Annotated in this window: 23 protein-coding genes; 16 read left to right on the top strand and 7 right to left on the bottom strand. The window is 65.7% G+C overall.

All coding sequences use genetic code 11. The features are described from left to right. Positions 1-2: 2 nt before the first annotated feature. From K9B35_RS03420 to K9B35_RS03410, 3 genes are read right to left on the bottom strand one after another with little or no spacing between them, the layout of a single operon-like run. Positions 3-533: a sigma-70 family RNA polymerase sigma factor gene (locus K9B35_RS03420; protein WP_224920395.1), complete on the bottom strand. Its 531-nt coding sequence runs from the start codon at positions 531-533 to the stop codon at positions 3-5. Between the two features lie 24 nt (positions 534-557). After that, on the bottom strand, positions 558-1022 hold the full coding sequence (locus K9B35_RS03415) for a DoxX family protein (protein ID WP_224920394.1): 465 nt from the start codon (positions 1020-1022) through the stop codon (positions 558-560). Positions 1023-1049: 27 nt separating this feature from the next. Beyond that, positions 1050-1334: a DUF2282 domain-containing protein gene (locus K9B35_RS03410; protein ID WP_224920393.1), complete on the bottom strand. Its 285-nt coding sequence runs from the start codon at positions 1332-1334 to the stop codon at positions 1050-1052. Between the two features lie 181 nt (positions 1335-1515). Between K9B35_RS03410 and K9B35_RS03405 the strand changes: the two genes are divergently transcribed. From K9B35_RS03405 to K9B35_RS03360, 10 genes are all read left to right on the top strand, one after another. Next, on the top strand, positions 1516-1806 hold the full coding sequence (locus K9B35_RS03405) for a hypothetical protein (protein WP_224920392.1): 291 nt from the start codon (positions 1516-1518) through the stop codon (positions 1804-1806). A gap of 76 nt (positions 1807-1882) precedes the next feature. After that, the gene (locus K9B35_RS03400; RefSeq protein ID WP_224920391.1) at positions 1883-2719 is read left to right on the top strand and encodes a DUF692 domain-containing protein; all 837 of its coding nucleotides are present in this window, start codon (positions 1883-1885) and stop codon (positions 2717-2719) included. Beyond that, positions 2716-3519, top strand: a complete 804-nt coding sequence (locus K9B35_RS03395) for a DNA-binding domain-containing protein (RefSeq protein ID WP_224920390.1) — start codon at positions 2716-2718, stop codon at positions 3517-3519. Before K9B35_RS03400 ends, K9B35_RS03395 begins: the two co-directional genes overlap by 4 nt. Before the next feature lie 154 nt (positions 3520-3673). Next, complete coding sequence (locus K9B35_RS03390; RefSeq protein WP_224920389.1) at positions 3674-5977, top strand: TonB-dependent receptor; 2304 nt, start codon at positions 3674-3676, stop codon at positions 5975-5977. Beyond that, positions 5977-6948 carry an MBL fold metallo-hydrolase gene (locus tag K9B35_RS03385; RefSeq protein WP_224920388.1) on the top strand — a complete coding sequence of 324 codons (972 nt, stop codon included), beginning with the start codon at positions 5977-5979 and terminating at the stop codon, positions 6946-6948. The genes K9B35_RS03390 and K9B35_RS03385 overlap by 1 nt, the downstream gene beginning before the upstream one ends. A gap of 10 nt (positions 6949-6958) precedes the next feature. After that, complete coding sequence (locus K9B35_RS03380) at positions 6959-8074, top strand: FAD-dependent oxidoreductase (RefSeq protein WP_224920387.1); 1116 nt, start codon at positions 6959-6961, stop codon at positions 8072-8074. Positions 8075-8084: 10 nt separating this feature from the next. Beyond that, the gene (locus K9B35_RS03375; protein ID WP_224920386.1) at positions 8085-9245 is read left to right on the top strand and encodes an MFS transporter; all 1161 of its coding nucleotides are present in this window, start codon (positions 8085-8087) and stop codon (positions 9243-9245) included. Between the two features lie 2 nt (positions 9246-9247). Then, positions 9248-9814 carry a cupin domain-containing protein gene (locus K9B35_RS03370; protein ID WP_318245949.1) on the top strand — a complete coding sequence of 189 codons (567 nt, stop codon included), beginning with the start codon at positions 9248-9250 and terminating at the stop codon, positions 9812-9814. Next, positions 9814-10707, top strand: a complete 894-nt coding sequence (locus tag K9B35_RS03365; protein WP_224920384.1) for an NAD-dependent epimerase/dehydratase family protein — start codon at positions 9814-9816, stop codon at positions 10705-10707. The genes K9B35_RS03370 and K9B35_RS03365 overlap by 1 nt, the downstream gene beginning before the upstream one ends. Further along, the gene (locus K9B35_RS03360; protein ID WP_224920383.1) at positions 10694-11467 is read left to right on the top strand and encodes an SDR family NAD(P)-dependent oxidoreductase; all 774 of its coding nucleotides are present in this window, start codon (positions 10694-10696) and stop codon (positions 11465-11467) included. Before K9B35_RS03365 ends, K9B35_RS03360 begins: the two co-directional genes overlap by 14 nt. Positions 11468-11646: 179 nt before the next feature. Here K9B35_RS03360 and K9B35_RS03355 read toward each other — a convergent pair whose 3' ends face one another. Genes K9B35_RS03355 through K9B35_RS03345 form a run of 3 tightly spaced genes read right to left on the bottom strand, consistent with a single transcriptional unit; the run spans position 11647 to position 14660 of the window. Beyond that, entirely contained in the window at positions 11647-12597 is a 951-nt protein-coding gene (locus K9B35_RS03355; protein WP_224920382.1) for a fumarylacetoacetate hydrolase family protein, read from the bottom strand. Beyond that, a complete protein-coding gene (locus K9B35_RS03350; protein WP_224920381.1) occupies positions 12597-13754 on the bottom strand; it encodes an alpha/beta hydrolase family protein in 1158 nt (385 codons plus the stop codon). The genes K9B35_RS03355 and K9B35_RS03350 overlap by 1 nt, the downstream gene beginning before the upstream one ends. Before the next feature lie 3 nt (positions 13755-13757). After that, a complete protein-coding gene (locus K9B35_RS03345) occupies positions 13758-14660 on the bottom strand; it encodes a VOC family protein (RefSeq protein ID WP_224920380.1) in 903 nt (300 codons plus the stop codon). A gap of 104 nt (positions 14661-14764) precedes the next feature. Between K9B35_RS03345 and K9B35_RS03340 the strand changes: the two genes are divergently transcribed. Both K9B35_RS03340 and K9B35_RS03335 read left to right on the top strand, forming a co-directional pair. Continuing rightward, positions 14765-15664 (top strand): LysR family transcriptional regulator, encoded by a 900-nt coding sequence (locus tag K9B35_RS03340; RefSeq protein WP_224920379.1) that lies wholly within the window; start codon positions 14765-14767, stop codon positions 15662-15664. A 217-nt stretch (positions 15665-15881) separates the two neighbouring features. Continuing rightward, the gene (locus K9B35_RS03335) at positions 15882-17789 is read left to right on the top strand and encodes a putative bifunctional diguanylate cyclase/phosphodiesterase (RefSeq protein WP_224920378.1); all 1908 of its coding nucleotides are present in this window, start codon (positions 15882-15884) and stop codon (positions 17787-17789) included. Between the two features lie 27 nt (positions 17790-17816). On the opposite strand, the gene K9B35_RS03330 is transcribed toward K9B35_RS03335, so the two are convergent. Beyond that, on the bottom strand, positions 17817-19025 hold the full coding sequence (locus K9B35_RS03330) for a S1 family peptidase (protein ID WP_224920377.1): 1209 nt from the start codon (positions 19023-19025) through the stop codon (positions 17817-17819). A 260-nt stretch (positions 19026-19285) separates the two neighbouring features. Here K9B35_RS03330 and K9B35_RS03325 point away from each other — a divergent pair, with 260 nt between their 5' ends. From K9B35_RS03325 to K9B35_RS03310, 4 genes are all read left to right on the top strand, one after another. Further along, a complete protein-coding gene (locus K9B35_RS03325) occupies positions 19286-20587 on the top strand; it encodes an SGNH/GDSL hydrolase family protein (RefSeq protein ID WP_224920376.1) in 1302 nt (433 codons plus the stop codon). Positions 20588-20665: 78 nt separating this feature from the next. Continuing rightward, a complete protein-coding gene (locus tag K9B35_RS03320) occupies positions 20666-21670 on the top strand; it encodes a LacI family DNA-binding transcriptional regulator (RefSeq protein ID WP_224920375.1) in 1005 nt (334 codons plus the stop codon). A gap of 119 nt (positions 21671-21789) precedes the next feature. After that, entirely contained in the window at positions 21790-22869 is a 1080-nt protein-coding gene (locus tag K9B35_RS03315) for an alpha/beta hydrolase (protein ID WP_224920374.1), read from the top strand. A gap of 163 nt (positions 22870-23032) precedes the next feature. After that, positions 23033-25144 (top strand): TonB-dependent receptor, encoded by a 2112-nt coding sequence (locus tag K9B35_RS03310; RefSeq protein ID WP_224920373.1) that lies wholly within the window; start codon positions 23033-23035, stop codon positions 25142-25144. Positions 25145-25217: the final 73 nt, after the last annotated feature.

Raw genomic sequence — 25217 nt, 5'->3', positions numbered from 1 at the left:
GGTCAGTCGGCCTTTTCTACGAGCGCGGAGAGCTTTCTCAATCCGCGATGAATGTTGACTTTGATCAGGCTTTCGCTCTGACCGCTTCGCTCGGCTGCCTCGGTGACGGACAGCCCCTTGATCTTGACGAGGTCGATCGCCTCGCACTGGCGCTGGGGCAGGTGGACGAACAGCCGCTCCAGGCTCATCCGCGCCAGGACTGCCTCTTCTTCGCTGTCCTCAGCCGAGTCCTGATCCTCCAGCGCGCCCTCGCTGACGCGGTACACGCGGCGCAGATGGTCGATCCAGCGATAGCGGGCGATGGCGGCAAGCCAGGGGAGGAACGCCCGCGTAGCGTCCCAGGTCGCCCGTTTGGCGTGCAGCGCCAGCAGCACGTCCTGTACCAGATCATCGAGCTGGGCTGGCGCGACGCGTCGGCGAAAATAGCGCTCCAGCCAGAGCTGCGCTTCGGTGAGCAGCACCGTGTAGGCGCGCCGGTCGCCCGCCTGCGACGCGATCATCAGCCGCGCGAAGGTGGCTTCATCAGCAATCATCGCCGCCCTCCCGTGCCCGCATGCTCAGCCCCGCTTCGGCCGCCGACCGCCGATGACTGCATCGAGCGACAGCGCGCCGCCGCCGCGGACGATCAGTATCATGGCCAGCGCGACCCACAGGATATGCGTCGTCCACCAGGCTTCGGGATAGACGAAAAACTGGATGACGAGCGTCATTCCGAACAACGCGGTCGCCGACAGGCGCGTGGCCAGTCCGATCAGCAGTAGCGCAGGGAACAGATGCTCCCCCGCAGTCGCCAGCGGCGCGGCGATGTCGGGCGGTAGCGGCACCGCAGCATATTCATATTCGAATAAATAGCGGGTGGCGTCGCTGATCTCGAACCAGCTCCCCTCGACCAATTTGCTGCGGCCCGCGCGCCAGAACATTCCGGCGAGCGCGACCCGCACCATTAGCAGCGCAACGCTCTCTGCCGTCCGCGAGGCAAGCAGCGTCACCACCCGATCGTATAAAGATGCGATGCGCTGCATGTCGATGTCCTGTCTCTCAGCGAAGGGTCAGCGCTTGACCGGGGTCAGCGAACCAGCGCCTTTGGGCGTCTTGGTCTTCTCGCAGCTGCCCTTCGCGACCAGTTTCCAGGCGTTGCCCTGATAGTCGCGGGTCGACGTGCCGGCGCAGCTGGTGCCTGGGCCAGCCGCACAGTCATTCTGGCCCGCCTTCGCGATGCCGTAGCATTTCTCCATCGGCGGTTTCTGCGCAGCGGCAGGGGGCGCAGTGAGCGCGGCGGCCATTCCGGCGGTCGCGGCGAGCCCGGCGATGCGGGCGAGGGTGGAAGCATTCATGGTCATCGTCTCCGGGGTTTGAGGATGCCGACGCTGCGGATCGGCACAGCCCCTCATTCGCCGGGGTCGGGGCGGCGGTTACAGCCGGATGAAAAATGTTGCGGCTGTAACCGCAGCATTGCCTGCGGCGAACTGGTCGATGTGCGCTTCCGCACGACGTTCAATTCAAGGGACTAGCGACATGAAGACCGCAACGCGCACCGCCGCATCCATCGCCGCCACCGCAGCCGCCATCGCGCTGGGCTCGTTCTCGGCCTTTGCCGCCGACACGCCTGCTGGCAGCAAGGGCCGCGCGATCGGGGCGAAGGACACCGTCCATTGCTACGGCCTGCACAGCTGCAAGGGCCAGTCCGACTGCGCGACCGCCGAGCATCAGTGCAAGGGCCAGAATGCGTGCAAGGGCCATGGCTTCAAGGCGATGAAGGCGGGTGAATGCCTATCGAAGGGCGGGACGATCGGCGATCTCGGCTGATCCCGCCCGGTCCGGCGGGCCGCCCCCTTACCCTGGCCCGCCGGACCGATTTCTTCAGCCGTCGAGGAATGATGCGATGACTTCACTAAGCCCCTTTGGCGGCTTCGGCCTCGGCCTGCGCCGCGACCATTATCGCGACTTTCTGGAGGGCGATGTCGCGGTCGATTTTGTCGAGGTGATCTCGGAAAACTTCATGGTCGATGGCGGGCGTCCGCTGCGTATTCTGGAGCAGGTGCGCGCGAAGCTGCCCGTCATCCTGCACGGCGTGTCGATGTCGATCGGATCGGCGCATGGCCTCGACCGCGACCATCTCGCCCGGCTGCGGATGCTGGCCGACCGGATCGAGCCGCTATGGGTGTCCGATCATCTGTGCTGGACCCGCACCAGCGCGCACAACAGCCACGATCTGCTGCCGATGCCGCTGACCCGCGCGGCGCTCGACCTGGTCTGCGACAAGATCGATCGCGCGCAAGAGGGGCTGGGCCGCGCGATGCTGTTCGAAAATCCGTCTAGCTATCTGTCCTTTCCGCAGGACGAATATGCCGAATGGCAATTCCTCGCCGAGATGAGCCATCGGACCGGGTGTTTCCTGCTGCTCGACATCAACAACATCCATGTCAGCGCATGCAACCACGGCTTCGACCCGCTCGACTATCTGGCCGGGATTCCCGTCGACCGGGTCCGGCAGGTGCATCTGGCCGGGCACACGCCGGGCGAGATCGTGATCGACACCCATGATCGCCCGGTTTGCGAGGCCGTTTGGACGCTGTTTGGCCGGGCGATGCCGATGCTCGGGCCGGTGGCGGTGATGATCGAGCGCGACGATGCGATCCCGCCCCTGTCCGAACTGTTGGCCGAACTCGATCAGGCGCGCAGGATCGCCGCCGCCACGCCGATCGAGGCCGCAGCATGAGCGCGCTCGCCCGGCTTCAGGACGCCTTTCTTGCCTGTCTGCACGATGACGACGCGCCGCTGCCGCCCGGCTGGGATGCCGCGCGCGCGGCGGGGATGGCGGTCTATCGCAACGCCTATCGCGCCCGGCTGATCGACGTACTGGGCGAAAGCTATCCGCGGACCGCGCGGCTGGTTGGTGCGGATGCATTTGAACGGGCGGCGGCGCACCACCTGATCGCTCATCCGCCGTCGGCCTGGACGATCGACCGGGCGGGCGCGGGGTTTGCGCAAACCTGCGCCGAATTGTTCGCCCATGATGCCGATGTGGCGGAAATCGCGTGGCTGGAATGGGCAATGCACTGCGCATGGACGGTTGCGAATGATGTACCCCTGACAGGGGCGGAACTCGCTGCCGCGACATCGCATCTGGGCGCCGACCAATGGGAAGCGCTCAGGCTCGGGCCCATTGCGGGGACGGCGTTGCGGCCGGTTGCGTATGACCTCGCCAAACTGTGGCAGTCGCTCGACGGCGCGGCGCGCGCGCCGGTCGTCGAACGGCTCGACGAACCGGGCTGGGTGCTGACCTGGCGTGAGGGGGAGCAGCCCGTCTTCGTGCTGATCACGCAGGCCGATGGCAGGGCGCTGGACGCGTTGGTCCGGGGTGGCACCTTTGGCGAGCTATGCGCGACCTTGGCCGAGGAATTCGGCCCGGCGGACGCGGCCGCGACGGCAGCAGCGATGCTGCGCCGCTGGATCGAGTTGGGCGTTATCCGCGCGGTTGACACTGTCCCCGGTCGATCACAAGTTCGGCGCCGGTGATGCCGTCCGCGCGGTCGGACGCGACGCGCACTCAATGCATCAATTTCATTTGTGCGGATGCATAGAAACAATTCATTATGATAATCCATTCGGTTTGACCATCCTCAATGCAGAGGCGCGCTCGTTGAAGCGGCGCCCATGGGAGGGTTGTCTGATGAAAAAATTGCTTCTTGCGGGGACCGTGATCCTCGTCGCCCATGCTTCCGCCGCGCTGGCGCAGGACGCACCCGCCGCGCCGACCGCGACCGAGGAAGCCGAAGGGCTTCAGGATATCGTCATCACCGCGCAGCGCCGATCGGAGTCGTTGCAGCGCGCTGCCGTTGCCGTGACCGCCGTGACCGGTGACGACCTTGCCCAGTCGGGCATCACCGAAACCGCCAATCTCGGCAAGCTCGTCCCCTCGCTGGTGGTCCAGCCGACCGGCGGCACGACCAGCTTCTTCCTGCGCGGCGTCGGTACCAACTCGCAGAACTCGTTCTCGGAGAACGCCGTCGCGTTCAACTTCAACGGTGTCTATGTCGGCCGCCCGACCGCGCCGGCCGGCGTCTTCTACGACCTGGAGCGGGTCGAGGTGGTCAAGGGGCCGCAGGGTACGCTGTATGGCCGCAACGCGACTGGCGGCGCGATCAACGTGCTCCCGAAAAAGCCGATTCTCGGCAAGTTCGGTGGCGAGGCGCTGTTCGAATATGGCAATTACGACAGCAAGAAGGGTTTCCTCGCGCTGAACGTGCCGATCGGTGACAAGGTGGCGCTGCGCGTCGCCGGGCAGATCGTCGATCGCGATGGCTATATCTCCGACGGCTATGACGACGACAAGGGTGAGGCGGTGCGCGCGTCGCTGCTGATCGAGCCGTCGGATCGCTGGTCGATGACGCTGGTCGCCGATTACTACAACCAGCATGGCAAGGGTTCGGGCGCGGTGCTGCTGCCCGAGGCGCGCTACACCGTGCCAGCGCTGGAGGACCGCGTCAGCGTCTCCGATCCGCGCGCGCAGGCAGCGGTCCGTCAGCTTGCCTCCACGATCTTCGCGCCGCCCTTCTGCGGTGGCGCGGGCGGCTTCGTGACCAGCGGCTGCGTTGCGCTCGCTGGCACCGACGGCTTCCTCGACAACAAATTCTACGGTGTCAGCGCGACGGTGGTCGGCGATCTCGGCTTCGGCACGCTGACCGTGGTTCCCGCCTGGCGGCGTTCGGACGTCAATTTCCGCACCTATCTGCCCGGCTTTGCGGGCGACATCACCGATCTGGCTGAGCAGACCTCGGTCGAGGTGCGGCTGGCATCGAACGATGACGGGCGGCTGCGCTACGTCCTCGGCGGCTTCTATTTCGGCGAGAATCAGGAAACGCTGAACTTCTTCCGTCAGGGCAACATCTCGACCACGCGCTTCACCCCGCGGCTCAACACCGAGAGCGTCGCTGCGTTCGGCCAGCTAACCTTCGACCTCAGCGACAGCCTGCGTCTCGTCGCGGGTGGCCGTTACACGCGGGAGGACAAGAAGCAGTTGACCTCGACCGCTGCGGGCGGTCTGCCCGGCCCGGTCCAGCCGCCGCTGAGCGCGCCGTTCACCGGCAGCCTGAGCTTCGAGAAGTTCACCTGGAAGGCGGGCGTCGAGTTCGACGCAGGGCCGGCGTCCCTGGTCTATGCCAATGTCGCGACCGGCTTCAAATCGGGCGGCTTCTTCGTCGCGCAGCCGCCGAACAACACGTTCGAGCCGGAATCGCTGACTGCCTACACCGTGGGCGCGAAGAACCGCTTCTTCGACAACAAGCTGCAGCTGAATTTCGAGGCGTTTTATTGGGACTATAAGGACCAGCAGATCACCTTTGTCGGCGGCGTACCGACCGGCAACGGGGTGTTCGCGCAGGGATCGATCACCGTCAATGCGGGCAAGTCGCACATCTATGGCGCCGAGTTCGAGGCGCGGTTCGCGCCCAGCCGCAATGACCTGTTCAACCTCAACGTCCAGTATCTGAAGGGCAAGTATGACAGCCTGGTCACGGCGAACTTCTCGCCGACCGGGGCGCCTGTCACGACCGGCTGTCGCACGCTGGGCAGCCGCGCGGCCAATCCGGGCGTCAACAACGCGCGCTTCTACGACATCGACTGTTCGGGCAAGCCGACGGTCAACTCGCCTGAGTGGGCGATCAATGTCGGTTATGAGCGGACGTTCGAGCTGACCGGCGACCTCGACTTCATCGCGGGTGCGCGGGCGAACATCGAGAGCAGCCGGTTTATGAACTCGAACTACCGCCCTGAGGAAAAGCAGGACGGGTTCGTGATGGCCGATGCGTTCGTCACGCTGCGCAGCCAGCAGGGGTGGAGCGTCACCGGCTTCGTCAACAATTTGACCGATGAGGTCGTGCTGGCCCGTGCAGGCACGCGTCCGATCCTCGACTTCCCGGTCGGCACGCTGCGTCCGCCGCGCACCTATGGCGTCCGCGTCGGGTTCGACTTCTGATGCGCGTGTCGCTTCTGGGGCTGGCGGTTGCGGCGGCACTCGCGGCATCGCCCGCGATCGCACAGCAAGCGCCGCCCCAGGGCGACGCGTTCATCACACTCGGCACGATGGGCGGACCGGTCGGGAGCCGCGACCGGTCCCAGCCCGCCAACGCATTGGTGCACGACGGGCGTGTCTATCTGGTCGATGCCGGGGACGGCGCGGTCCAGCAGCTAATCAAGGCGGGCTATCAGCTGCCCCGCTTGCGCGCGGTGTTCCTAAGCCACCTTCACACCGATCATACCGGCGGCCTGTCGGCGGTGCTGGGGCTGCGCAACCAGACGAATGTGGCCGAGACGGTCACCGTCTATGGCCCGCCGGGTACGCGCGAGCTCGTCGCCGGGATGGTCGCGTCGATGCAGCCTGCGGCACGCGTCGGTTATGGCATTCCGGGCCAGCCCTGGGCGCCGCCTGCCGATACCGTCGCCGTGATCGAGCTGAACGATGGCGACAAGATTGCGGTCGATGGGATGACCGTGACTGCGGCGCAGAACAGCCATTACGACTTCGCGCCCGGCAGCGTCGAGGACCGCAATTACAAGTCGCTGTCGCTGCGCTTCGATATGCCCGGCCGGTCGATCGTTTACACCGGCGATACCGGGCCGAGCGCGGCGGTGGAAAAGCTGGCGAAAGGCGCGGACCTGCTGGTCAGCGAGATGATCGACATGACCGCGACGATGGCGACGGTTGCGCGCAATTCGCCGAACATGCCGGCCCCGGCCAAGCAAAAGCTGGAGCAGCATCTGTCGACCCATCACCTGACGCCCGAAGCCGTCGGCGATCTCGCCGCGCGCGCCGGGGTGAAGGCAGTGGTCATCACGCACTTCGCGGGCGGCACTCCCGATCCCGTCCGCACCCAAGGCTATATCGCCCAGGTCCGCGCCCGCTTCGCCGGGCCGATCACCCTCGCCAACGACCTCGACCGTTTCTGAGAGACTGAACATGAAATCCGGCAATATTCTCGTCATCGGCGGCGGCATTGGCGGCCTGACCGCCGCGATCGCACTGCGCGCCAAGGGCTTTGACGTCACGGTGATCGAGCGCGATCCCGACTGGTCGGTCTATGGCGTCGGCATCATCCAGCAATCGAACGTGATCCGCGCGATGTCGCAGCTGGGGCTGATCGACGAATATGTCGCATCCGGCGTCGGGTTCGACGCGGTCGAGATTTTCACGCCCACCGGCGTCAAGGTTGCGCGCGTACCGACCCCGCGACTGGTCGACGGCTATCCCGCGAATATGGGGATCGGCCGCCCGGCGCTGCACAAGATTCTGGGTGACAGCACGATCGCCAGCGGCGCGAAGGTGCTGCTGGGCGTGACTGCGACCGAACTGAACGATGATGGCGACGGCGTCGATGTGACGCTGTCCAATGGCGAGAGCGCGCGCTTCGATCTCGTGATCGGTGCGGACGGCGTCTATTCGCAGACCCGCGCCATGCTGTTCCCGGACGTAGGCGGGCCGCAATTCACGGGGCAGGCGGTGTGGCGCTACAATCTGCCGCGCCCGGCCGATCTCGACGCGCTGCAGGCGTATAACGGGCCGACCGGGGTCGGGCTGGTGCCGATCTCTGAAGACCTGATGTACATCTATGTGACCACGCCCGAGCCGGACAATCCGCGCTACCCGCGTGAGGGGCTGGCGGCGTTGATGCGGTCGAAGATGGCGAATTGCGCGCCCTATATCCGCGAGCTGTCCGAGCTGGTCACCGATGACCATGGCGTCGTCTATCGCCCGCTCGAAGGGATGATGGTCGAGGGTGACTGGCATCGCGGGCGCATCGCGCTGCTCGGCGACGCGGTCCATGCGACCACGCCGCATCTGGGGCAGGGCGCGGGCATGGCGATCGAGGACAGCCTGGTGCTGGCCGAAGAGCTGGTGCGGCACGATGATGTCGAGACTGCGCTGACCGCCTATCGCAACCGCCGCTTCGACCGCTGCGCCTATATCGTCCGCTCCAGCCTTGCGATCTGCATGGGCCAGATCGGCAAGGGGCCGCCGGTCGATAACGCCAAGGCGACGCACGAGATGTTCGAAGTCGTCGCGCAACCGATCTGAGGAACGAGCCATGACCCAGCAAGCGACGACCCGCCATGGCGTGATCCTGATGCTCACCGCCGTGATGCCAACCATGGCGATCATCGCGCTGGTGCCGGTGTTGCCGCTGTTGCTGCGCGAATTTGCCGATGTGCCGGGCGCGGCGGTGTTGGTGCCGATGGCGCTGACGATTCCCGCTTTGTGCGTGGCGCTGTTTTCTCCGCTCGCCGGCTGGCTGTCGGACAAGGTTGGGCGCAAGCGGCTGCTGATCGCTGCGCTGGTCGGCTATGCGGGCTTCGGCCTGTTGCCGCTGATGCTTGAAGATCTGCGCATGATCCTCGCTGCGCGCGTGGCGCTGGGGGTGACCGAGGCGATCATCATGACGGTCGCGACGGCACTGGTCGGCGATTACTTCACCGGCGAGCGGCGCGAGCGCTGGGTGTCGATCCAGATCGCCACGGCGAGCGTCAGCGCGATCGTGCTGATCGCGGCGGGCGGCGCGCTGGGCGAGGCATTGGGGTCGCGCGGGCCGTTCTGGCTGTATCTGCTTGCGCTTCCCGTGGCGCTTGCCGCCGCGATGATTCTGTTCGAACCGGCCAAGACTGTCGCGACTGCACCCGCAGCGGCGGGCAAGGCGCAGGGCATCGCGATGCTGGTCGCGATCACCTTTGGCATCGGGATGCTGTTCTACACGCTGATCGTCCAGCTGGGTCCGGTGATCGAGGCGACGGGGGTTACCTCGCCCGCTACGATTGGCCTTGCCGGTGCGGCGGCGAACCTCGGCGTGATGGCGGGGTCGATGCTGTTCGGGCGGCTCAAGGGCTGGTCGGGCGAGACATTGTTGTCGATCGGGCTGCCGCTGGTTGCGCTCGGCTATGTCGGCATCGCGCTGTCCGATAGCTTCGCACTGACTGCGGCGTGCGCCGTGGTGATCTCGATCGGCAATGGCCTGATGCTCCCGACGATGCTCGCCTGGGTGCTGCGTCGCCTGCCGCCCGAGACGCGCGGGCGCGGGACGGGCGTGTGGACCGGCTCCTTCTTCCTCGCGCAGTTCGTCGCGCCGATCGTCGCGGTTGCGCTGTCGGGCGTACTCGGCGGCCTGTCGGGCGTCTTCCTCTTCTATGCCGCTGCGGCAGCGATTGGCGCGGGTGTCGCGCTGCTGCGCCGTAGCCCTGTCACTCAAGGAGCATGACTATGACCAAGCCCGTTCGCCGCGTTGTCACCGGCCATGACGCGAGCGGTCGCGCGATCATCCAGGAGGATGGCGCCGCACCGCGCGTGCAGCAGATCGGCGGACCGTCGGGGCCGATGTTCCACGAGGTCTGGAACACGCAGTCGACCCCGGTGCTGCTCGACGCCGCATCGGGCGAGCCGCATGAGGACGGCATCAAGCTCGCCCCGCCCAAGGGTGGCACCCGCATCCGCGTGCTCGACATACCGCCCGAGAATGATGAGATCCGCACCATGTCGCCCGAAGAGGCGCAGGCGCATTTCGCCGAGGTCGGCGCTGGCGACGCGTCGGCGCATTCTGGCGAGGGCAGCCGCCACGCGCTGATGCATCGCACCGAGACGATCGATTACGGCATCGTGCTGGAGGGTGAGTTGGTCCTGATCATGGACGAGGGCGAGGTCACCGTGCGCGCGGGCGACATCGTGATCCAGCGTGGCACCAACCATGGCTGGTCGAACCGCTCGGACGCCAATTGCCGGATCGCCTTCATCCTGATCGACGGCGAGTTCGCGCCTGAGCTCAAGCGGTAATGTTGCTGGCGATCACCGGCGCGGCGGGGTTCGTCGGCCGGGCGGTCGTGCGCCAGCTTGCCGAACAGCACCCGGAGGTCGAGCTGTTGCTCGCCGATCGGGAGGTGGCTGGGTTCGGTGGGTATGAAACGCTTGCCGGTGACCTCACCGACCCGGCGGTCATCACCGCGCTGACGGCGCCGCGCATCGATGCTGTGCTGCACCTCGCGGCGCTTCCGGGCGGTGCGGCCGAGCGCGATTCCGCTGCGTCGCGGGCGATCAACCTCGATGTCCCGCTGGCGCTGATCCAGGCGATGCGCGGCCGCCGGCTGGTGATCGCGGGGTCGATCGCGGTGTTTGGCGGCGCGCTTCCTGCTTTGGTGGACGATGCGACCGTGCCGATGCCGGCCAGCGTCTATGGCACGCACAAGCGCATGGTCGAGCTGGCCTTTACCGATGCGGTACGACGGGGGGTGGCTTCCGGTATCGCTTTGCGCCTGCCCGGCATCGTCGCGCGACCGGCGGCAGCGGGTGGATTTGGGTCGGCGTTCCTAAGCGATGTCTTCCACACCGCTCTGGCCGGAACGCCGCTTTGCGTGCCAGTGGCTGCTGACGCGACCAGCTGGTTGATGTCGGTGCGATGCTGCGCGGCCAATCTGGTTGCGGCGGCGCTGAGCGAGCGGACGGCGCAGGAGGCGGTGACGCTTCCCGCGCTGCGTGTGACGATCGCTGATCTTGTTGCCGAACTGGCGCGCCATGGCGATGTCTCCGGCATCCGGTTCGAGGAAATTCCGGCAACGCGCGCCACATTCGGGAGCTATCCCGACCTGGCTACCGCGCGCGCCGATGCGCTTGGCTTTCGACATGACGGCAGCCTGACGCAGCTGGTGGAGACGGTGCTTGCCGACCTCTGACGCTTTGTCCGCCTTCCGCCTCGATGGGCGAACCGCGCTGATTACCGGGCCGGTGCGCGGGATCGGGCTGGCGATTGCGCGGATGTTCGCGGGCGCAGGGGCGCGGCTGGTGCTGGCTGATGTCGATGCGGCGGCGTGCAATGCGCTCGCCGAAGAGCTGGGCGGTATCTCGATCCCGACCGATGTCGGCGACGCGGCCGCGTTGGCGAAGCTGGCGGAGGAGGCCGAGGCGCAGACCGGCGGCATCGATATCCTCGTCTGCAACGCCGGCATCGCCGGACAGGCATCGCCGATGCACGCGATGGACGAGGCGGAGCGTGAGCGGCTTTACGCGATCAACCTGCTCCACCCGCTGCGGCTGACCGGGCAGATCGCGCCGGCGATGGCGGCGCGGGGGCAGGGGAGTATCGTCCTGCTGTCGAGCATTGCCGGGCTGCGCGGCAATGCGATGCTGGGGCACTATGGGATGACCAAGGCGGCGCTGGCGCAGCTTGCGCGCAACCTGGCGGTCGAATGGGGACCGTCCGGGGTGCGCGCCAATGCGATTGCGCCGGGGCTGATCGAAACCGACTGGGCGGGCGCGATCCTGTCGAGCCCGGAGCGCGCCGCGCGGCGGCTGGGGATGACCCCGCTCCGCCGCGCCGGGTCGCCGGACGAGGTTGCCGCGACCGCGCTCTACCTCGCCAGCGATGCGGGCGGGTTCACTACCGGCCAGACCATCGTGGTCGATGGTGGGACGGTGATTTCCGACGGGAGTTAGGCGGCGACTCGCCCCTCCCTGAAAGGGAGGGGTCGGGGGTGGGTGCGCGCGTCTGCGCGCCGAAAAAACTCAAACAGGCGGCTCGGCAAAACAGCAGCAAGCGAGGCATCGAGCCCCGCTTGCTGCTAAACCCACCCCTTGCCCCTCCCTTTCAGGGAGGGGAGACCGAAGGATGCTCCCTACCCCTTCACTACAAGCTGATCGGTCGCACCAAAGGGCGACACATCGCCGCCCGCCCGCATCGCCACACGGCTGCCGAACGACAAGAACGGGGTTTGCGGCGCGCCATGGGCGATCATCTCGATCGCGCGGCGTTCGGACATACAGGTCGATCCGACCGTCTCATGCTCAGCATTGGACACGGTGCCCGATCCGATGATCGTGCCAGCGGGCAGCGAGCGGGTGCGTGCGGCGTGGGCGATCAGCTCGTGAAAGCCGTAGCCCATTGCTGCGCCATTCGGGCTGCCGAACCAGGTGCCATCGACCTCGACCGTCAGCGGCAGGTGGACGCGGCCGTCGCGCCAGGCGTCGCCCAGCGCGTCGGGCGTGACTGCGAACGGTGCGACGCTGCATGCGGGCTTGGCCTGCACCCAGCCAAAGCCGGTCTTCATTTCGGGGATCGCAATCGCGCGCAGCGACCAGTCGTTGATCAGCACCACCAGCCGGACATAGGCCAGCGCCTCGTCGGCAGAGCAGCCCATCGGCACATCGCCGGTGATCACGCCGAACTCGCCCTCGAAATCGATCCCATCGGCCTCGCTGGGCAGCGGCACATCGGCGGTCGGGGCGATGAATTCGTGGCTCATTCCCTGATACATCAGCGGCAGGTCGGTCTCGATCGGCGCATGGCCAAAGGCGAGCTGCATCAGCGCGCCGTGATTGGCGAAGGCCGATCCGTCGAGCCATTGCCAGGCGCGCGGCAGCGGCGCGGCGAAGTCGTCCGGCTGGACGCCTTCGCCGCTCTCCGCCGCCTGCGCCGCTGCGTGCAGCGCGGGTTGTGCCGCATCCCAATCGTCGAGCGCGGCCTGCAGCGTCGCATAAGCCGCGACCGGCGCAACGCGTGCGCCGTCGCGGCTGACCGCGACCAACGTCCCGTCGCGCCCGCCGCGCCGCAGCGTTGCGAGACGCATCAGGACAGCTTTCCGCCAAGCGTGTCGGCGAACCAGTCGGCGATATAGTCGCGGCCGAAGCTCATATTGTCGGCACCGACATGCTCGACACCGCCCTCACGCTCGGTGAACAGCTTGAGTTCGCGGCGGGGCGAGTTGATCAGCTGGTCATAGCAGTCCTGCGCATAATCGACGCTGATCTGCCGGTCCTTGGCGCCATGGGTGACGAGGAAGGGGACCTTCACGCCGCCCATATGGCCGTTGAGGTTCATGTCCTCCGCCTTGGCGAGGAAGTCGTCCATGTCCTTCGCACCGAACGCCCAGATGACGTGCGCCCAGTAATGCGGAACCGGATTCTCGCCCTCACGCTTCAGGCGCTTCTGCTGCACCTCGGCCCAATTGTGGTTGGCACCCCAGCATGCGCCGCTGGCGAAGCGCGGTTCATAGGCGACCGCGCGCGGGGCGAAATGGCCGCCGAGCGAGATGCCGGTCATGCCGATGCGCTTGGGATCGACGTCGGGTTGGGTTTCCAGCCAGTCGATCGCCTTGCTCGCCCAGTTTTCGCTATGCGGATCGACGGGCAGGTTCTGCAGGCGGAGCGCCTCGCCGGTGCCCGGCTGGTCGACGCACAGGGTCGAGATGCCGCGCTTGGCCAATGCCTCGGGCAGGTGCGACCAGTAGAGCAGCTCCTTGCAGCTATCGAGGCCGTTGCAATAGACGACCACCGGATGCGGACCCGGCCCTTCGGCGCGGGTGTAGAGCGCGGGCATGGTGCCGGTGCTGAGCGGGATTTCGACGCGCTCGCGGTTGATCGACCCCAGCCGGGTCGAGCGCGCGAAAGTGTCGAGTGCGCGGGCATAGGTTTCCTCGCGTCCCGGATGGCCATGGCCCTGCATCCGCTCGGCAACCAGCAGGTAGAGCGACGCGCGCTCGAGCTTGTCGGAGGCGGAGAAACCGCGACCTGCGGCCTCATCCTCATCCGCCAGGCCGATCAGCTTGTCGCCCATCTCGACCCATTTGGCCATGAACTGCGGCGTGCCGGCGTCCGAACCGGACGCAGCGGCATCCTTGATCGGCTGGCACATGTCGACGATCTCGCCGATGCGCCCGCCGCTTTCCAGCGCGATCGCGACCGACAGGTTCCAGATATAGTTCGGGAAATATTCAAACAATGCCATGACTTAAGCCTCCGCTGCCTGGAACAGGCCGGCATCGGCCTCGGGATGCGGCATGGTCTGCGGGCCGCCGACGCCGACGCCCCACTGGTCCATGACCTGCGGTCCGGGAACATGGACCTGATCGACGTGGTTCTCGAAATCGACCTCTTCCAGCTCCGACGTGTACTCGACCGCAAAGCCGCTCGGCGTGGTGAAGTAGCTGAAGGTGTTGTTGCCCGCCGTGTGCCGCCCCGGGCCCCAGCGGATATCGGTGCCCTTTTTGCGCAGCCGGCTGATGCCGCGCATCATGTCGTCCACGGTCAGCATGTCATAGGCGACATGGTTGAGACAGGCGGGTCCGGGCAGGAGCGCGATGCGGTGATGCGCGCTGTTGCAGCGCAGGAAGCACATGAAATCGCCCAGCCAGTCGCTGACGCGGAAGCCCAGCACATCGACGAAGAACTTCACCATCGCCTGATGATCGGGCGAGTGGAGCACGATATGGCTGATCTTCTGCGGCACGCCGTCCCAGCGCACCATCTCGCGGCTCGGTCCGCGCGCGACGTCGCTCGAAATTTCGAACGGCAGGCCATCGGGGGAGAAGAAGCGGAAGCCATAGCCGCCGCCCGGCGCGGTCAGGTCGCGCGGGGCGTGGATGATCTGGCACCCGGCGTCTTGCACCTTGGTGTGCAGTGCATCGACATCGCCACGGCTGTCCGCTGCCAGCGCGATCACGTCGATCCGCTTGGTGTCCGCCGCGCGCAGCCGGACGACATGATGCTCGTCATGCCCCTGCGCCTTGAAATAGACCATGCCGTCGTCCGACGGGACCGATTCCAGCCCCCAGACATCGGCGTAGAAGGCGCGTTCTTCTTCCAGCGCCGTGACCGCATATCCGACATAGCGGATTTCGCTTACCTTGCTCATTCATCCTGCTCCAGCATGTGTTGGGTCCGATCTAGGCGCGCGGGTCGTCATTGAAAAAGTGATTGTTTTGATCCATAAACATTCATTTAGCGAATGGATGGGCGATGCGCTTCAAGGGACTGGACCTCAACCTGATCGTCGCGTTCGAAGCGCTGATGAGCGACCGCAGCGTCTCGCGCGCGGCGGAGCGGCTGAACCTCAGCCAGCCGGCGATGAGCAATGCGCTGGCCCGGCTGCGTACCTATTTCGGCGACGACCTGCTGATCGCGCGCAACAAGCGCATGTATCCAACGCCCTTCGCCGAAACGCTGTTGCCGCAGGTGCGACTGGCGTTGCAGACGATGGAGGGCGTGATCGCGACCTCGCGGCATTTCGATCCCGCGACGACGAACCGGACGTTCCGGATCATGACGTCGGACTATATCGCGACATCGATCCTGTTCCCGATCGTGACGCGACTTGCGGACACCGCGCCGGGCGTGCGGATCGAGCTGCTGCTGCCCAGTCCGCGGCGGATCGAACTGCTCGAAAGCGGCGGGATCGACCTGCTGATCACGCTGCAGGAATATGTGACGCCGGAATTGCCGTCGGAGCGATTGTTTGAGGACGCCTATTGCCTCGTCGGTCGTGTGGGCCATCCGGCGCTGACTGGCACGCCGACGCTGGCGGCGATGCTTGACCATGCCCATGTCCATGTCGCGATCGGGGACGAGCGGCTGCCGAGTTTCGGTGACGCCTATCTCGACCGCATGGGGATCCAGCGCCGCATTGCGATGATCGCGCCCAATTTCGGCATGCTCCCGTGGCTGCTTCAGGACACCGACTGGCTCGCGCTGATCCAGGGGCGGCTCGCGGCACAGCTGGCGCGCAACTTCCCGCTGGTCGCCGTCGCACCGCCGCTGCCGATCCCGCCCTTGGTGGAGATGGCACAATATCATGTGACGCGCAGCAACGATCCTGGGCTGCGCTGGCTGATCGACCTGATCCGCGGTTCGGCCGCCTGAGCGCGTTTGCGTCGTCAAGGCGATGATGGTCTGCATCGCGTCCTAACCGCGCGGTTCCCTTCTATAACGTACCATCTGGCCCCTTTGCCATCGTACAGAGGAGCGAAGTCGAGATTGACTGGGCCATGCTGAAACCGGGGCAGGTGGGCTTGGGATGAGATTTCGTCGACTAAGGAGACGGCTCCAAGGCCCGCGCAGTTCGCGGTCGCTCGTGCTCGTGCAGTACAGCGCGCTGCGTGGCCAGGTTCCGTTCATGTATGCGCTGATGATCGTCAATGCGGCGTTTCTTGGCTTTGCGATCTTCGAACAGGTTCCGCTGGCGCTCAGCGTCGGCGCCCCCATCCTGCTGTCCTGTATGGCGATCGCGCGCGCACTGGTCTGGCTCCGCCGCACGCCGGGTTATCCGAAGATTGCGCGCATCCGGCGCTATCTGCGCGTGACAACCATGTTTGCCGCTGTGCTCAGCGCTGCCTTTGGCGGTTGGGGCCTCATCCTGCTTGATTTCGCGAACCCGTCCCAAACCTTTGCGATTGCGCTCTACATCTTCGTCGGAGCGATTGGCTGCTGCTACTGCCTGCAGACGCTGCCCGCCGCCGCACGGCTGGTCCTGCTCCTGGGCGCGCTTCCGGTGACGGTCCGGCTGCTGGTCTCCGGCGACTGGTACTTGGTCGGGGTCGGTGCAAATTTCGCGTTTGTCTCCGCGCTGATCGGTCGGATGCTGAACCGCTATCATCAAGGCTTCATCGAGGTCCTCAATTCCCGGTCGGAAATGCTGGTTGAGCAGTCCCGCGCCCGGCAAGCCGAACGTGAGGCGCAACAGCTTGCCTATGCGGACGCGCTGACTGGCCTGCCCAATCGCCGCGCGCTCAGCGAACATCTGGCTGGCCTGCGCTTCCTCGGCTCAGACCGCTCAATGGCACTCATCGCTATCGATCTGGACCTGTTCAAGGACGTCAACGACGTCCACGGCCACCTGACGGGTGATCGCCTGCTCGTCGCGGTGGCCGAATGCCTGACCCGGATCGTGGGCGGCTCAGGCACCGCATATCGCCTGGGGGGCGACGAGTTCGCGATCACGCTGGAGATCGCGGGCGCGCACTCGACGGAGCCGCAAACTCTGGCCGGGCGGATCGTCGACGCGCTTGCCACCCCGTTCCGGATCGATGGATTGGTCCATCATATCGGCGGCAGCGTCGGGATATCGCTTTTCCCGTCCGACGCGATCGACAGCGAGACGCTGATGCGGCGCGCAGATATCGCGCTCTATCAGGCCAAAGCCCATGGCCGCTCGCAATATCAGATGTTCGAACCGGCGATGGATGCAGAGATCGTGCGACGCTCGGCGCTGGAGCAGGAGTTCCGGCGCGACCTCCTATCCTGTGCGTTTCGCCCCTATTATCAGCCGATCGTCGACCTGCGGACGCAACGGGTGACCGGGTTCGAGATGCTGGCCCGCTGGCACCGCGCCGATGGTCGCGATGTTGGCCCATGCGAATTCATCCCGATCGCGGAAGAATGCGGTCTGGTCGGAGACCTTATGCTCATGTTGCTTGAGCAGGCGTGCGAAGATGCGCGGGCATGGGGCGACGACCTGATCCTGTCGATCAACGTGTCGCCAACCCAGCTCAAGGATCGCTGGCTGAGCGAGAAGATCCTGAGCGTGCTGACACGCGCCGGATTGCCGCCGCGCCGCCTGAAGCTGGAGATTACGGAGAATGCGCTGATCTCCGAGCCTGAACACGCCAAGTCGGTGGTCGAAAGTCTGAAGAACCAAGGCGTGTTGCTGGCACTCGACGATTTCGGCACCGGCTATTCCTCGATTCAGCATCTGCGCATCCTGCCGTTCGACAATGTGAAGATCGATCGATCGTTCATCACCGACATGGAACATGACCCGGAGGTCCGGCGGATGGCGGTGTCGATGATCCAGCTGGCATCGAACCTGGAACTGTCGGTCGTCGCCGAGGGCATCGAGAGCGAGGCGACGCTGGAAATCCTCCGCGAAGTCGGTTGCGCCGAAGGCCAGGGTTATCTGTTCGGTGAGCCGGTCGATAACGCAGGCGCGCTGGCGCTGCTCGACCGGCAGGCGCAGCGATTGGCAGGACGGGTGCGGCAGGCCGGTTAAGCGCTCATACCGGCGATCGGCAAGGCGTTATCGCGGTATGTTGACCAATAGGGACCAGGGCGTGGGCAGATAGTCGAGCGACATGTAGAAATAGAAGGCGCACGAGCCATCCGGGCGGAAGGTCGCGCCCTTGACGATGCCCAGTGCGGTCGTGCCGCTGAACACCGGTCCGCCGCTGTCCCCTTGTTTGCAGGTCGGACCTGCTACCGCGACCCAGGTCGGCAGACAGAAGCCGCCGCACAATTCGCCCGCCGGGGCGAAGTCGAGCAGGGTCACTTCGGCGCAGCTATAGCCGGTCGATTCGCCGCGATGGCACACAAAGTCTCCGGCGCGCGTGCTCGACTTGCTGCGCTGGCCTTCGACCGGGCGCTGGATCGTGCGCGCGGTATCGGCAAAGAAGAGCGGGCGGGCAGGGGCCGGACCGGCGTGAATCTGGACGTCGTGATAGCCCCAGCCCCATTGCCCGACAAAGCTGAGCGGGGTGGCGCGGCGCTGGGGGTCGAAATAGCTCAGATCGTCGAGGCAATGCGCCGCCGTGGTGATGCCGGTGCGCGCGCCGTCGGTGACGAGAAAGCCGCTGGTGCAGCGATAGCGCTTGCCGCTCGCCGGGTCGGTCCCGTCGAGCCGTCCACCGCCCTGCGGCCCGAGATTGCGGTCGACCTGATCGAGCGCGCGGACCTGAACCGGCACGCCGGTCAGCTCGGTCAGCCGCGCATCGAGTGCCGCAGCGCCGCCCGCCTTGGCCACCGCGGTGCTGCCCGCGATCACGACCAGTTCGCCGGTGCGCGGATCGACGCCCATCGACGGATTGCTTTGCACTGCCGCCCGGATCGCCGCCTGATGGTTGGTCAACGCCCACACCACGCGCTCGCGGCTGGCCTTTGCCCCCGTGCGAAACTGGACGGGGACCCGCATCCCCCCGGCTTCGACCCAGCGCTGCGAGACCGGGGCATTGCCGGTCAGATAGACGATGAAGCGATAGTCGGGGCGATGCTGGATAGAGATGCCGGCGAGCCGATCGCGGTAGCGTTCCGCGATGGCGTCGATCGCTGGGACGCTGTCATGCTGGGCGCTCAGGCGGCGGATCGCCTCTGGCAGGGGCACGCTATAAATGCGGGCATATTCCTGCGCATCCTGCGCCAGCGCGGCACCGCGCGTCTGAACGGTTTGCGCGACGGCGGGCGTCGCGGTCAGCAGTGCGCATAGCAGCAGGAGCCACAGTCTGTTCGAACCCATGGCTTCGCTTACAAGACCTGCGGCCTCGCGAAAATAGCGAGCCTCGCCAAAGTCGGTTTCGGTCGGGCGCGGGTGGAGATGGGCGAATGAAGGCGAACCGCCCGCCGCAGCGTTCGCCGTTCGGGTGATATGTGTGAAGTCCACTGCGCGCTTGCGGTGCCGTCACAAGCAGCCTAGGTGCGCGGACTAGACGAAAGCAATCGATTGCAGTGCTTCATGCTGCCGTTGCGAACGTCGAATGACATAGGTGGAGGGGCGCAATGATGATCGGATCGCGGATCAGGAATGCCGCATTGCTGTTTGGCGTGGTGGCGCTCGCGCTCGGATCGCCTGCACAGGCAAAGGATCGCTGGATCAGCGCCTGGGGCACCGCGCAACAGCTCGCGCCGATGCCGCCGCCCCGCATGCCGCCGCGTCCTGCGGGCGAGACGCGCCCCGCGCCGCCGCCGCCTTCTGGCCCGTCGCCGATCCTCCCGACGCCCGAGCGGTTGAGCGACCAGACGGTCCGGATGATCGTGCGCCCGACGATTGGGGGCAGCATGCTGCGGATCCAGTTTTCCAACGCATCGGGCGGTGAGCCGGTGCGGATCGGGCGCGCGGGGATCGCAAAGAGCGCGGGCGACTCCGCGATCTTCGCCGGCACAGCACGCGCGCTCAGCTTTTCAGGGCAGGGGTCAGTCACGATCCAGCCCGGCGCGGTTGCGATCAGCGATCCGGTCGCGCTCGACGTCGCGGCATTCGAGTTGCTGGCGGTGTCGATCCATTTGCCCGACGACACGGCGGTCAACACGCTCCACCCGCTGGGCCTGCGCACCACCTATATCGCGAAGGGCGACCGCACCGGCGACGCGGACTTGACCGGGGCCGAGACCAACCGATCCTATTTCTGGCTGAGCGGAGTTTCCGTGCAGGCGGAGGCCAGGGCCGGGACGATCGTCGCGTTCGGCGATTCGATCACCGATGGCTATGGGACAACCCCGGATACGGGGCGCGCCTGGCCCGACCTGCTCGCCGATCGCCTGCAGAGGTATGCGGGCACCCGGCATCTGTCGGTCGTGAACATGGGCATTTCGGGCAATCGCGTGCGGCGCGACGGCGCGGGGTTATCCGCACTCGCGCGGTTTGACCGCGATGTGCTGGCGCGGCCCGGCGTGCGCTGGGTGATCCTGCTCGAAGGGATCAACGACATCAATTTCGCCGCGATCCCGGGCATCCCGGCGAGCGAGGCAGTGACGGCGGAGGATCTGATCGCCGCCTATGTGCAGTTCATTGATCGCGCGCATCTGCACGGGATCAAGGTGATGGGTGCGACGATCGCGCCGACCGAGGGGACGTGGCTGTACAGCGAGAAGACCGAGGCACTGCGCCAGGCGGTTAATCGCTGGATCCGCACCAGCGGCAGGTTCGATGCTGTGGTCGATTTCGACGCGGCGCTGCGCGATCCGGCCCGCCCCACGCGGCTCAACCCGCCCTTCAATCCCGGCGATCATGTCCACCCGAACGATCCGGGCAATGCCGCGATGGCGGAGGCGATCGATATTGCGCGGTTCCTGCGCGACTAGTTTGCAACCGGGGACGGGCTTGTTGCAAAGGGGGCCTCGCGACCCTATCCCCGTGGATGCGTTAGGGGGAGGCCGAATTTGACGCGCAAGATCAAGACCATCTACGACCTTGCCGAACTTGCGGGCGTATCGGCGGCGACCGTGTCACGCGCTCTGGCGGGCAAGACGATGGTCAATTCCAAGACCTCCGAACGCATCCGCAAGCTCGCCGAGAAACACGACTTCCGCCCCAGTGCGCTCGCCCGCAATCTGCGCACCAAGCAGCGCGGCGCGATCGGCGTGGTCGTGCCGCTCGGCCATGATCGCGGCCAGCATCTGTCCGACCCGTTCTTCATGACGCTGATCGGCTATCTCGCCGACGAACTAAGCGAGCGCGGGTTCGACCTGATGCTGTCGCGCGTCATTCCCAATCAGGACAATTGGCTGTCGCGCCTGATCGATGCCGACCGCGTCGATGGCTTCATCATCGTCGGTCAGTCGGACCAGTCACAGGTGCTCGACCGGATCGCGGCCGATTATCTGCCGCTGGTCGCATGGGGCGGGTTCGTTCAGGGGCAGATCCATTGTTCGGTCGGTACCGACAATTTCCTAGGTGGGCGGCTTGCCACCCAGCATCTGATCGATCGCGGATGCCGCAAGATCGCGTTCCTCGGCAACACTCAGGCGATCGAGCCGTCGCTGCGCCTCGAAGGGGCCAAGGCCGCAATCGCTGCACAGGATGGGATCAGGCTGGTCGATGCGACGACCCATTTCGATTCGGAAGTGAGCGGGTCGGATATCGACGCGTTTCTCGACCAGTCCGACATTCTGCCCGACGGTATCTTCGCCGCGTCCGACCTGATCGCGCTGACCGCGATTCAGGTGCTGGCGACGCGCGGCCTGTCGGTGCCGGGGGATGTGCGGGTTGTCGGCTATGACGATCTGTATCTCGCCCGGACCAGTGCGCCACCGCTCTCGACGGTGCGTCAGAATCTGGCGGCAGGGGCCGCGCATCTTGTCGACAGCCTGATGAAGCGGATCGCCGGCGACGCGACCGGATCGACCATCCTCAACCCCGAACTGATCGTTCGCGAGTCCAGCTAGCGGCGCTGCACGTTGGCCATCTACGACTTTGGTGGAGTTGACTTGCAATCGATTGCTAATAGGATGTCGCCATAACGGACCTGAGTCCGAAGCGAACGATAGCCGGTTGGGAGAGTGTGATGCGCGCAAGGATTTCGGCCTATTGCGGAGCCGCGTTGCTCACCATCGCCTGTGCCCCCGCCGCGTTCGCGCAGCAGGCGCCGCCGCCGGTCCAGCTCACCGCCGAGGATGAAGCGAAGCTGGCGCCGATCGCGCCGGAACTGCGTGCCGGCGCGCGCATGGCGCTCGGCTTTTCCAAGATGATGGGGACGATCGACGAAGCGATGGTGCTCGCGTCGCGCAAGCGCGGCGGCGGGCCGCCGGTGCCCCCGCGCCATGCCGACATTCCGGTCGAAGAGAAGATGATCCCCGGCCCGACTGGCGCGCCGCAGGTCAAGCTGTTCGTGATCAACGCCAAGGCGGGGACCAGCCGTCCCGGCATCCTCCACACCCATGGCGGCGGCTATATTATCGGCACCGCCGCGACCGATGTGCGGCGCCTGCAGGACATGGCGCGCGAGCTGGACGCGGTCATCGTCAGCGTCGAATATCGCCTGGCCCCCGAAACCACGTTCGAAGGGTCGATCGAGGATAATTACGCCGGGCTGCGCTGGATGTACCAGAGCGCCGCCGAACTGGGCCTCGACCGCAGCCGCATCGCGGTGACCGGGGAGAGCGCGGGTGGAGGCCATGCTGCGTTGCTCGCGATCACCGCGCGTGACCGCAAGGAAATCCCGATCGCGTTCCAGGCGTTGGTCTATCCGATGCTCGACGACCGCACCGGCGGCGCGGTGAAGCTGCCTGCGCATATCGCCACGGTCGGGTGGAGCGGGTCCGAAAACCAATATGGCTGGAAGGCGTTTCTTGGCCAGCAGCCGGGGACGGACAAGGTGCCCGCGCGCGCCGTGCCTGCGCGCACGCCGAACCTCGCGGGGCTGCCGCCCGCATTCATTCAGGTCGGTGGCGTCGATCTCTTCGTCAGCGAGGATATCGATTATGCCCGGCGGCTGAACGAGGCCGGGGTGCCGACGGAGTTGCAGGTAATTCCGGGCGCCTATCACGGCTTTGACCAGTTATCGGCGGACTCGCCCCAGGCAAAGCAGTTCACGCGCGCGAAGATCGAGGCGCTGCGCCGCGCCTTTTCCCGTCCGGCAAAATAGCCGGAAGGGGTGTGGCGGTGACCGGATGGTTTGCGCAGCAAACGATTGCATAATCCGTCCAATATTTAGGGCTCTGGTCCCGATATGAACCCGCCGCATTGCCTTGACGATATCCGTACGCAGATTTATGCAATCGATTGAAAAAATAACCGGGGAGAGGAAGATGAAGCGTTTTTGCACGACAGTTGCGTCCATCGCGGTCGCAAGCGTTCTGGGATCGGCACCAGCCTTTGCGCAGAGCGAGGCGGCCGGGCAGGAGGCTGAGCGGCCCGCCGCGTCCAGCACCGAAGAAGTCGTCGTCACCGCGCAGAAGGGCGGGGCGCAGGCACTTCAGGAAGTGGCGCTCGCCATTCAGGCATTCGACGGCGAGGAGCTGAAGGAGCGCAACATCAGCACCATCGGCGACCTGGTATCGAGCGTGCCGGGCGCGTTCGAGGGGTTCCGCCAGTCCAACGGATCGCGCTTCTACAATCTGCGCGGCAGCGTGACGCAGAATGGCGACTCGCCGATCGGCTATTATCTCGATGACGCACCGTTCATCGTCACCAATTTCGGCATCGCCCCGCCGGTGCGCTTCCTCGACATCGATCGGGTCGAAGTGCTGCGCGGGCCGCAGGGTACGTTGTACGGCCAGGGGTCGTCGGGCGGCGTGTTCATCTTCCGCACGCGCGATCCGAACCTCAAGGATTTCGACTATGCGTTCGAGGCGGAAGCGTCGCAGACGCGCGGCGCCGACGGCCTGAACTATGGCGTGGCCGGCGCATTGTCGGTACCGATCATCAAGGACATGCTGGCGGTGCGCGTTAGCGGCGGCTTCTCGCGCGATGCCGGCTGGGCCGATGCCTATTATGGCCCGTTCGACGGGACGCCCGACGAAACCGGCGTCAATGTCGCGAAGAATGACGACATCCGCGTCGTCGCGCTGTTCCGCCCGGCGGACAACGTCAACATCCGCGCGCAATATTGGAAGTTCCGCCCGCGTCAGGGCTTCACCGGCTTCACTGCATCGGTCAACCCGCCCTATTTCCAGAATACGGCGGGGCAGGAGGGCTTCTCGAACGGCGATTTCACGCTGTACAGCCTGACCGCGACGGTCGATTTCGACGCCTTCACGATCACCAGCGCGACCAGCCAGCTCGACGGCGTGTTCGGGATCAACATCCCGCTCTCGCCCTCCGGCTCCTTCTCCAGCCAGTTCCTGCCGAGCATGTTTTCGCAGGAATTGCGGGTGAATTCGAACGGCAGCGGGCCGTTCAAATGGGTCGTCGGTGCGTCCTACCAGAACGGGTCCGGGCCGCAGGAAAATACACTGACGCTGCCGGTCGTGGTCATCAACGCCGACAACGATACGCTGACCGAGAATTACGCCGTCTTCGGCGAGGTCAGCTACGAACTGTTCGATGGCAAGCTGGTGCCGTTGGTCGGGCTGCGTCAATATCATGACGACCGCGCGTTCGCAGACGCGACCGAAACGCTTCCGACCACGAAGGATGTGACCACCTGGCGGGCCAATCTGTCCTATCTGCCGACCGACGATCTGACGATGTTCATCTCGGCATCGACCGGTTTCCGTCCGGGCATCGTCCAGTCGCGGGTGCAGGTTCAGTCGGTGGACGGGGCGGGCGTGCCGACGGGGGTTGTGCTTGAGCCGGAATCCTCGACCAACTACGAATTCGGCCTGAAATGGCGCAGCGCCGACCGGTCGGTGAATATCGGCCTCAACCTCTATCAGCTCGAATACACCAACCTGCAAACCTCGGTCACCGGGTCGATCCAGGACGTCAATGGCTTTGCCAATTTCGGCGATGCGAAGACCAAGGGCGTTGACCTGGAGCTGCGCTGGAAGACGCCGCTCAAGGGCTTCGACCTCGGCTTTGTCGGCAATTTCAACGACAGCAAATATACCCGCGTCAATCCGATCGTCGCGGCGGCTCAGCCGCTGTTGCGGCCCGGCGCGCGCCTGACCAACACGCTGTCGAACAACTTCCGCGTCGACATGGGCTACAATGGCGAGATCGCGGATGGGGTGAACATGTTCGGCAATTTGTCGCTCAGCCACAGCGGCGACCGCTTGCAGGGCAATGGTATCCTGGCGCCATCCTATAACGTGATGGCTCTGACGCTGGGCGTCCGGTACGGCGATTACGAGCTGGCGCTGATCGGCAACAACCTGACCGACGAGCGTGGACCGACCTTTGTCGGCACCACCGGCCCGTTGTCGGGATCGGGGCCGACCCCGCGCACGATCGGCCTTCGCTTCCGGGTCACGCCCTGACCGCAAGCGGAACTGCGGGAAGGGCGGGGGGCCATGCGCCTCCCGCCCTTTCCGTTCTTGCAGCCGGTAAACT

The sequence above is a fragment of the Sphingomonas sp. R647 genome (genome assembly GCF_020177055.1).
Lineage (GTDB): Bacteria > Pseudomonadota > Alphaproteobacteria > Sphingomonadales > Sphingomonadaceae > Sphingomonas.
Note: the sequence above shows the minus strand (reverse complement) of the source record. Positions and strands in the feature narration are given on the sequence as shown.

Excerpts from the sequence above, each read along its gene's own strand:
- K9B35_RS03420 (WP_224920395.1), bottom strand. The coding sequence starts at position 533 with ATGATTGCTGATGAAGCCACCTTCGCGCGGCTGATGATCGCGTCGCAG.
- K9B35_RS03415 (WP_224920394.1), bottom strand. The coding sequence starts at position 1,022 with ATGCAGCGCATCGCATCTTTATACGATCGGGTGGTGACGCTGCTTGCC.
- K9B35_RS03410 (WP_224920393.1), bottom strand. The coding sequence starts at position 1,334 with ATGAATGCTTCCACCCTCGCCCGCATCGCCGGGCTCGCCGCGACCGCC.
- K9B35_RS03405 (WP_224920392.1), top strand. The coding sequence starts at position 1,516 with ATGAAGACCGCAACGCGCACCGCCGCATCCATCGCCGCCACCGCAGCC.
- K9B35_RS03400 (WP_224920391.1), top strand. The coding sequence starts at position 1,883 with ATGACTTCACTAAGCCCCTTTGGCGGCTTCGGCCTCGGCCTGCGCCGC.
- K9B35_RS03395 (WP_224920390.1), top strand. The coding sequence starts at position 2,716 with ATGAGCGCGCTCGCCCGGCTTCAGGACGCCTTTCTTGCCTGTCTGCAC.
- K9B35_RS03390 (WP_224920389.1), top strand. The coding sequence starts at position 3,674 with ATGAAAAAATTGCTTCTTGCGGGGACCGTGATCCTCGTCGCCCATGCT.
- K9B35_RS03385 (WP_224920388.1), top strand. The coding sequence starts at position 5,977 with ATGCGCGTGTCGCTTCTGGGGCTGGCGGTTGCGGCGGCACTCGCGGCA.
- K9B35_RS03380 (WP_224920387.1), top strand. The coding sequence starts at position 6,959 with ATGAAATCCGGCAATATTCTCGTCATCGGCGGCGGCATTGGCGGCCTG.
- K9B35_RS03375 (WP_224920386.1), top strand. The coding sequence starts at position 8,085 with ATGACCCAGCAAGCGACGACCCGCCATGGCGTGATCCTGATGCTCACC.
- K9B35_RS03370 (WP_318245949.1), top strand. The coding sequence starts at position 9,248 with ATGACCAAGCCCGTTCGCCGCGTTGTCACCGGCCATGACGCGAGCGGT.
- K9B35_RS03365 (WP_224920384.1), top strand. The coding sequence starts at position 9,814 with ATGTTGCTGGCGATCACCGGCGCGGCGGGGTTCGTCGGCCGGGCGGTC.
- K9B35_RS03355 (WP_224920382.1), bottom strand. The coding sequence starts at position 12,597 with ATGCGTCTCGCAACGCTGCGGCGCGGCGGGCGCGACGGGACGTTGGTC.
- K9B35_RS03350 (WP_224920381.1), bottom strand. The coding sequence starts at position 13,754 with ATGGCATTGTTTGAATATTTCCCGAACTATATCTGGAACCTGTCGGTC.
- K9B35_RS03345 (WP_224920380.1), bottom strand. The coding sequence starts at position 14,660 with ATGAGCAAGGTAAGCGAAATCCGCTATGTCGGATATGCGGTCACGGCG.
- K9B35_RS03340 (WP_224920379.1), top strand. The coding sequence starts at position 14,765 with ATGCGCTTCAAGGGACTGGACCTCAACCTGATCGTCGCGTTCGAAGCG.
- K9B35_RS03330 (WP_224920377.1), bottom strand. The coding sequence starts at position 19,025 with ATGGGTTCGAACAGACTGTGGCTCCTGCTGCTATGCGCACTGCTGACC.
- K9B35_RS03325 (WP_224920376.1), top strand. The coding sequence starts at position 19,286 with ATGATGATCGGATCGCGGATCAGGAATGCCGCATTGCTGTTTGGCGTG.
- K9B35_RS03315 (WP_224920374.1), top strand. The coding sequence starts at position 21,790 with ATGCGCGCAAGGATTTCGGCCTATTGCGGAGCCGCGTTGCTCACCATC.
- K9B35_RS03310 (WP_224920373.1), top strand. The coding sequence starts at position 23,033 with ATGAAGCGTTTTTGCACGACAGTTGCGTCCATCGCGGTCGCAAGCGTT.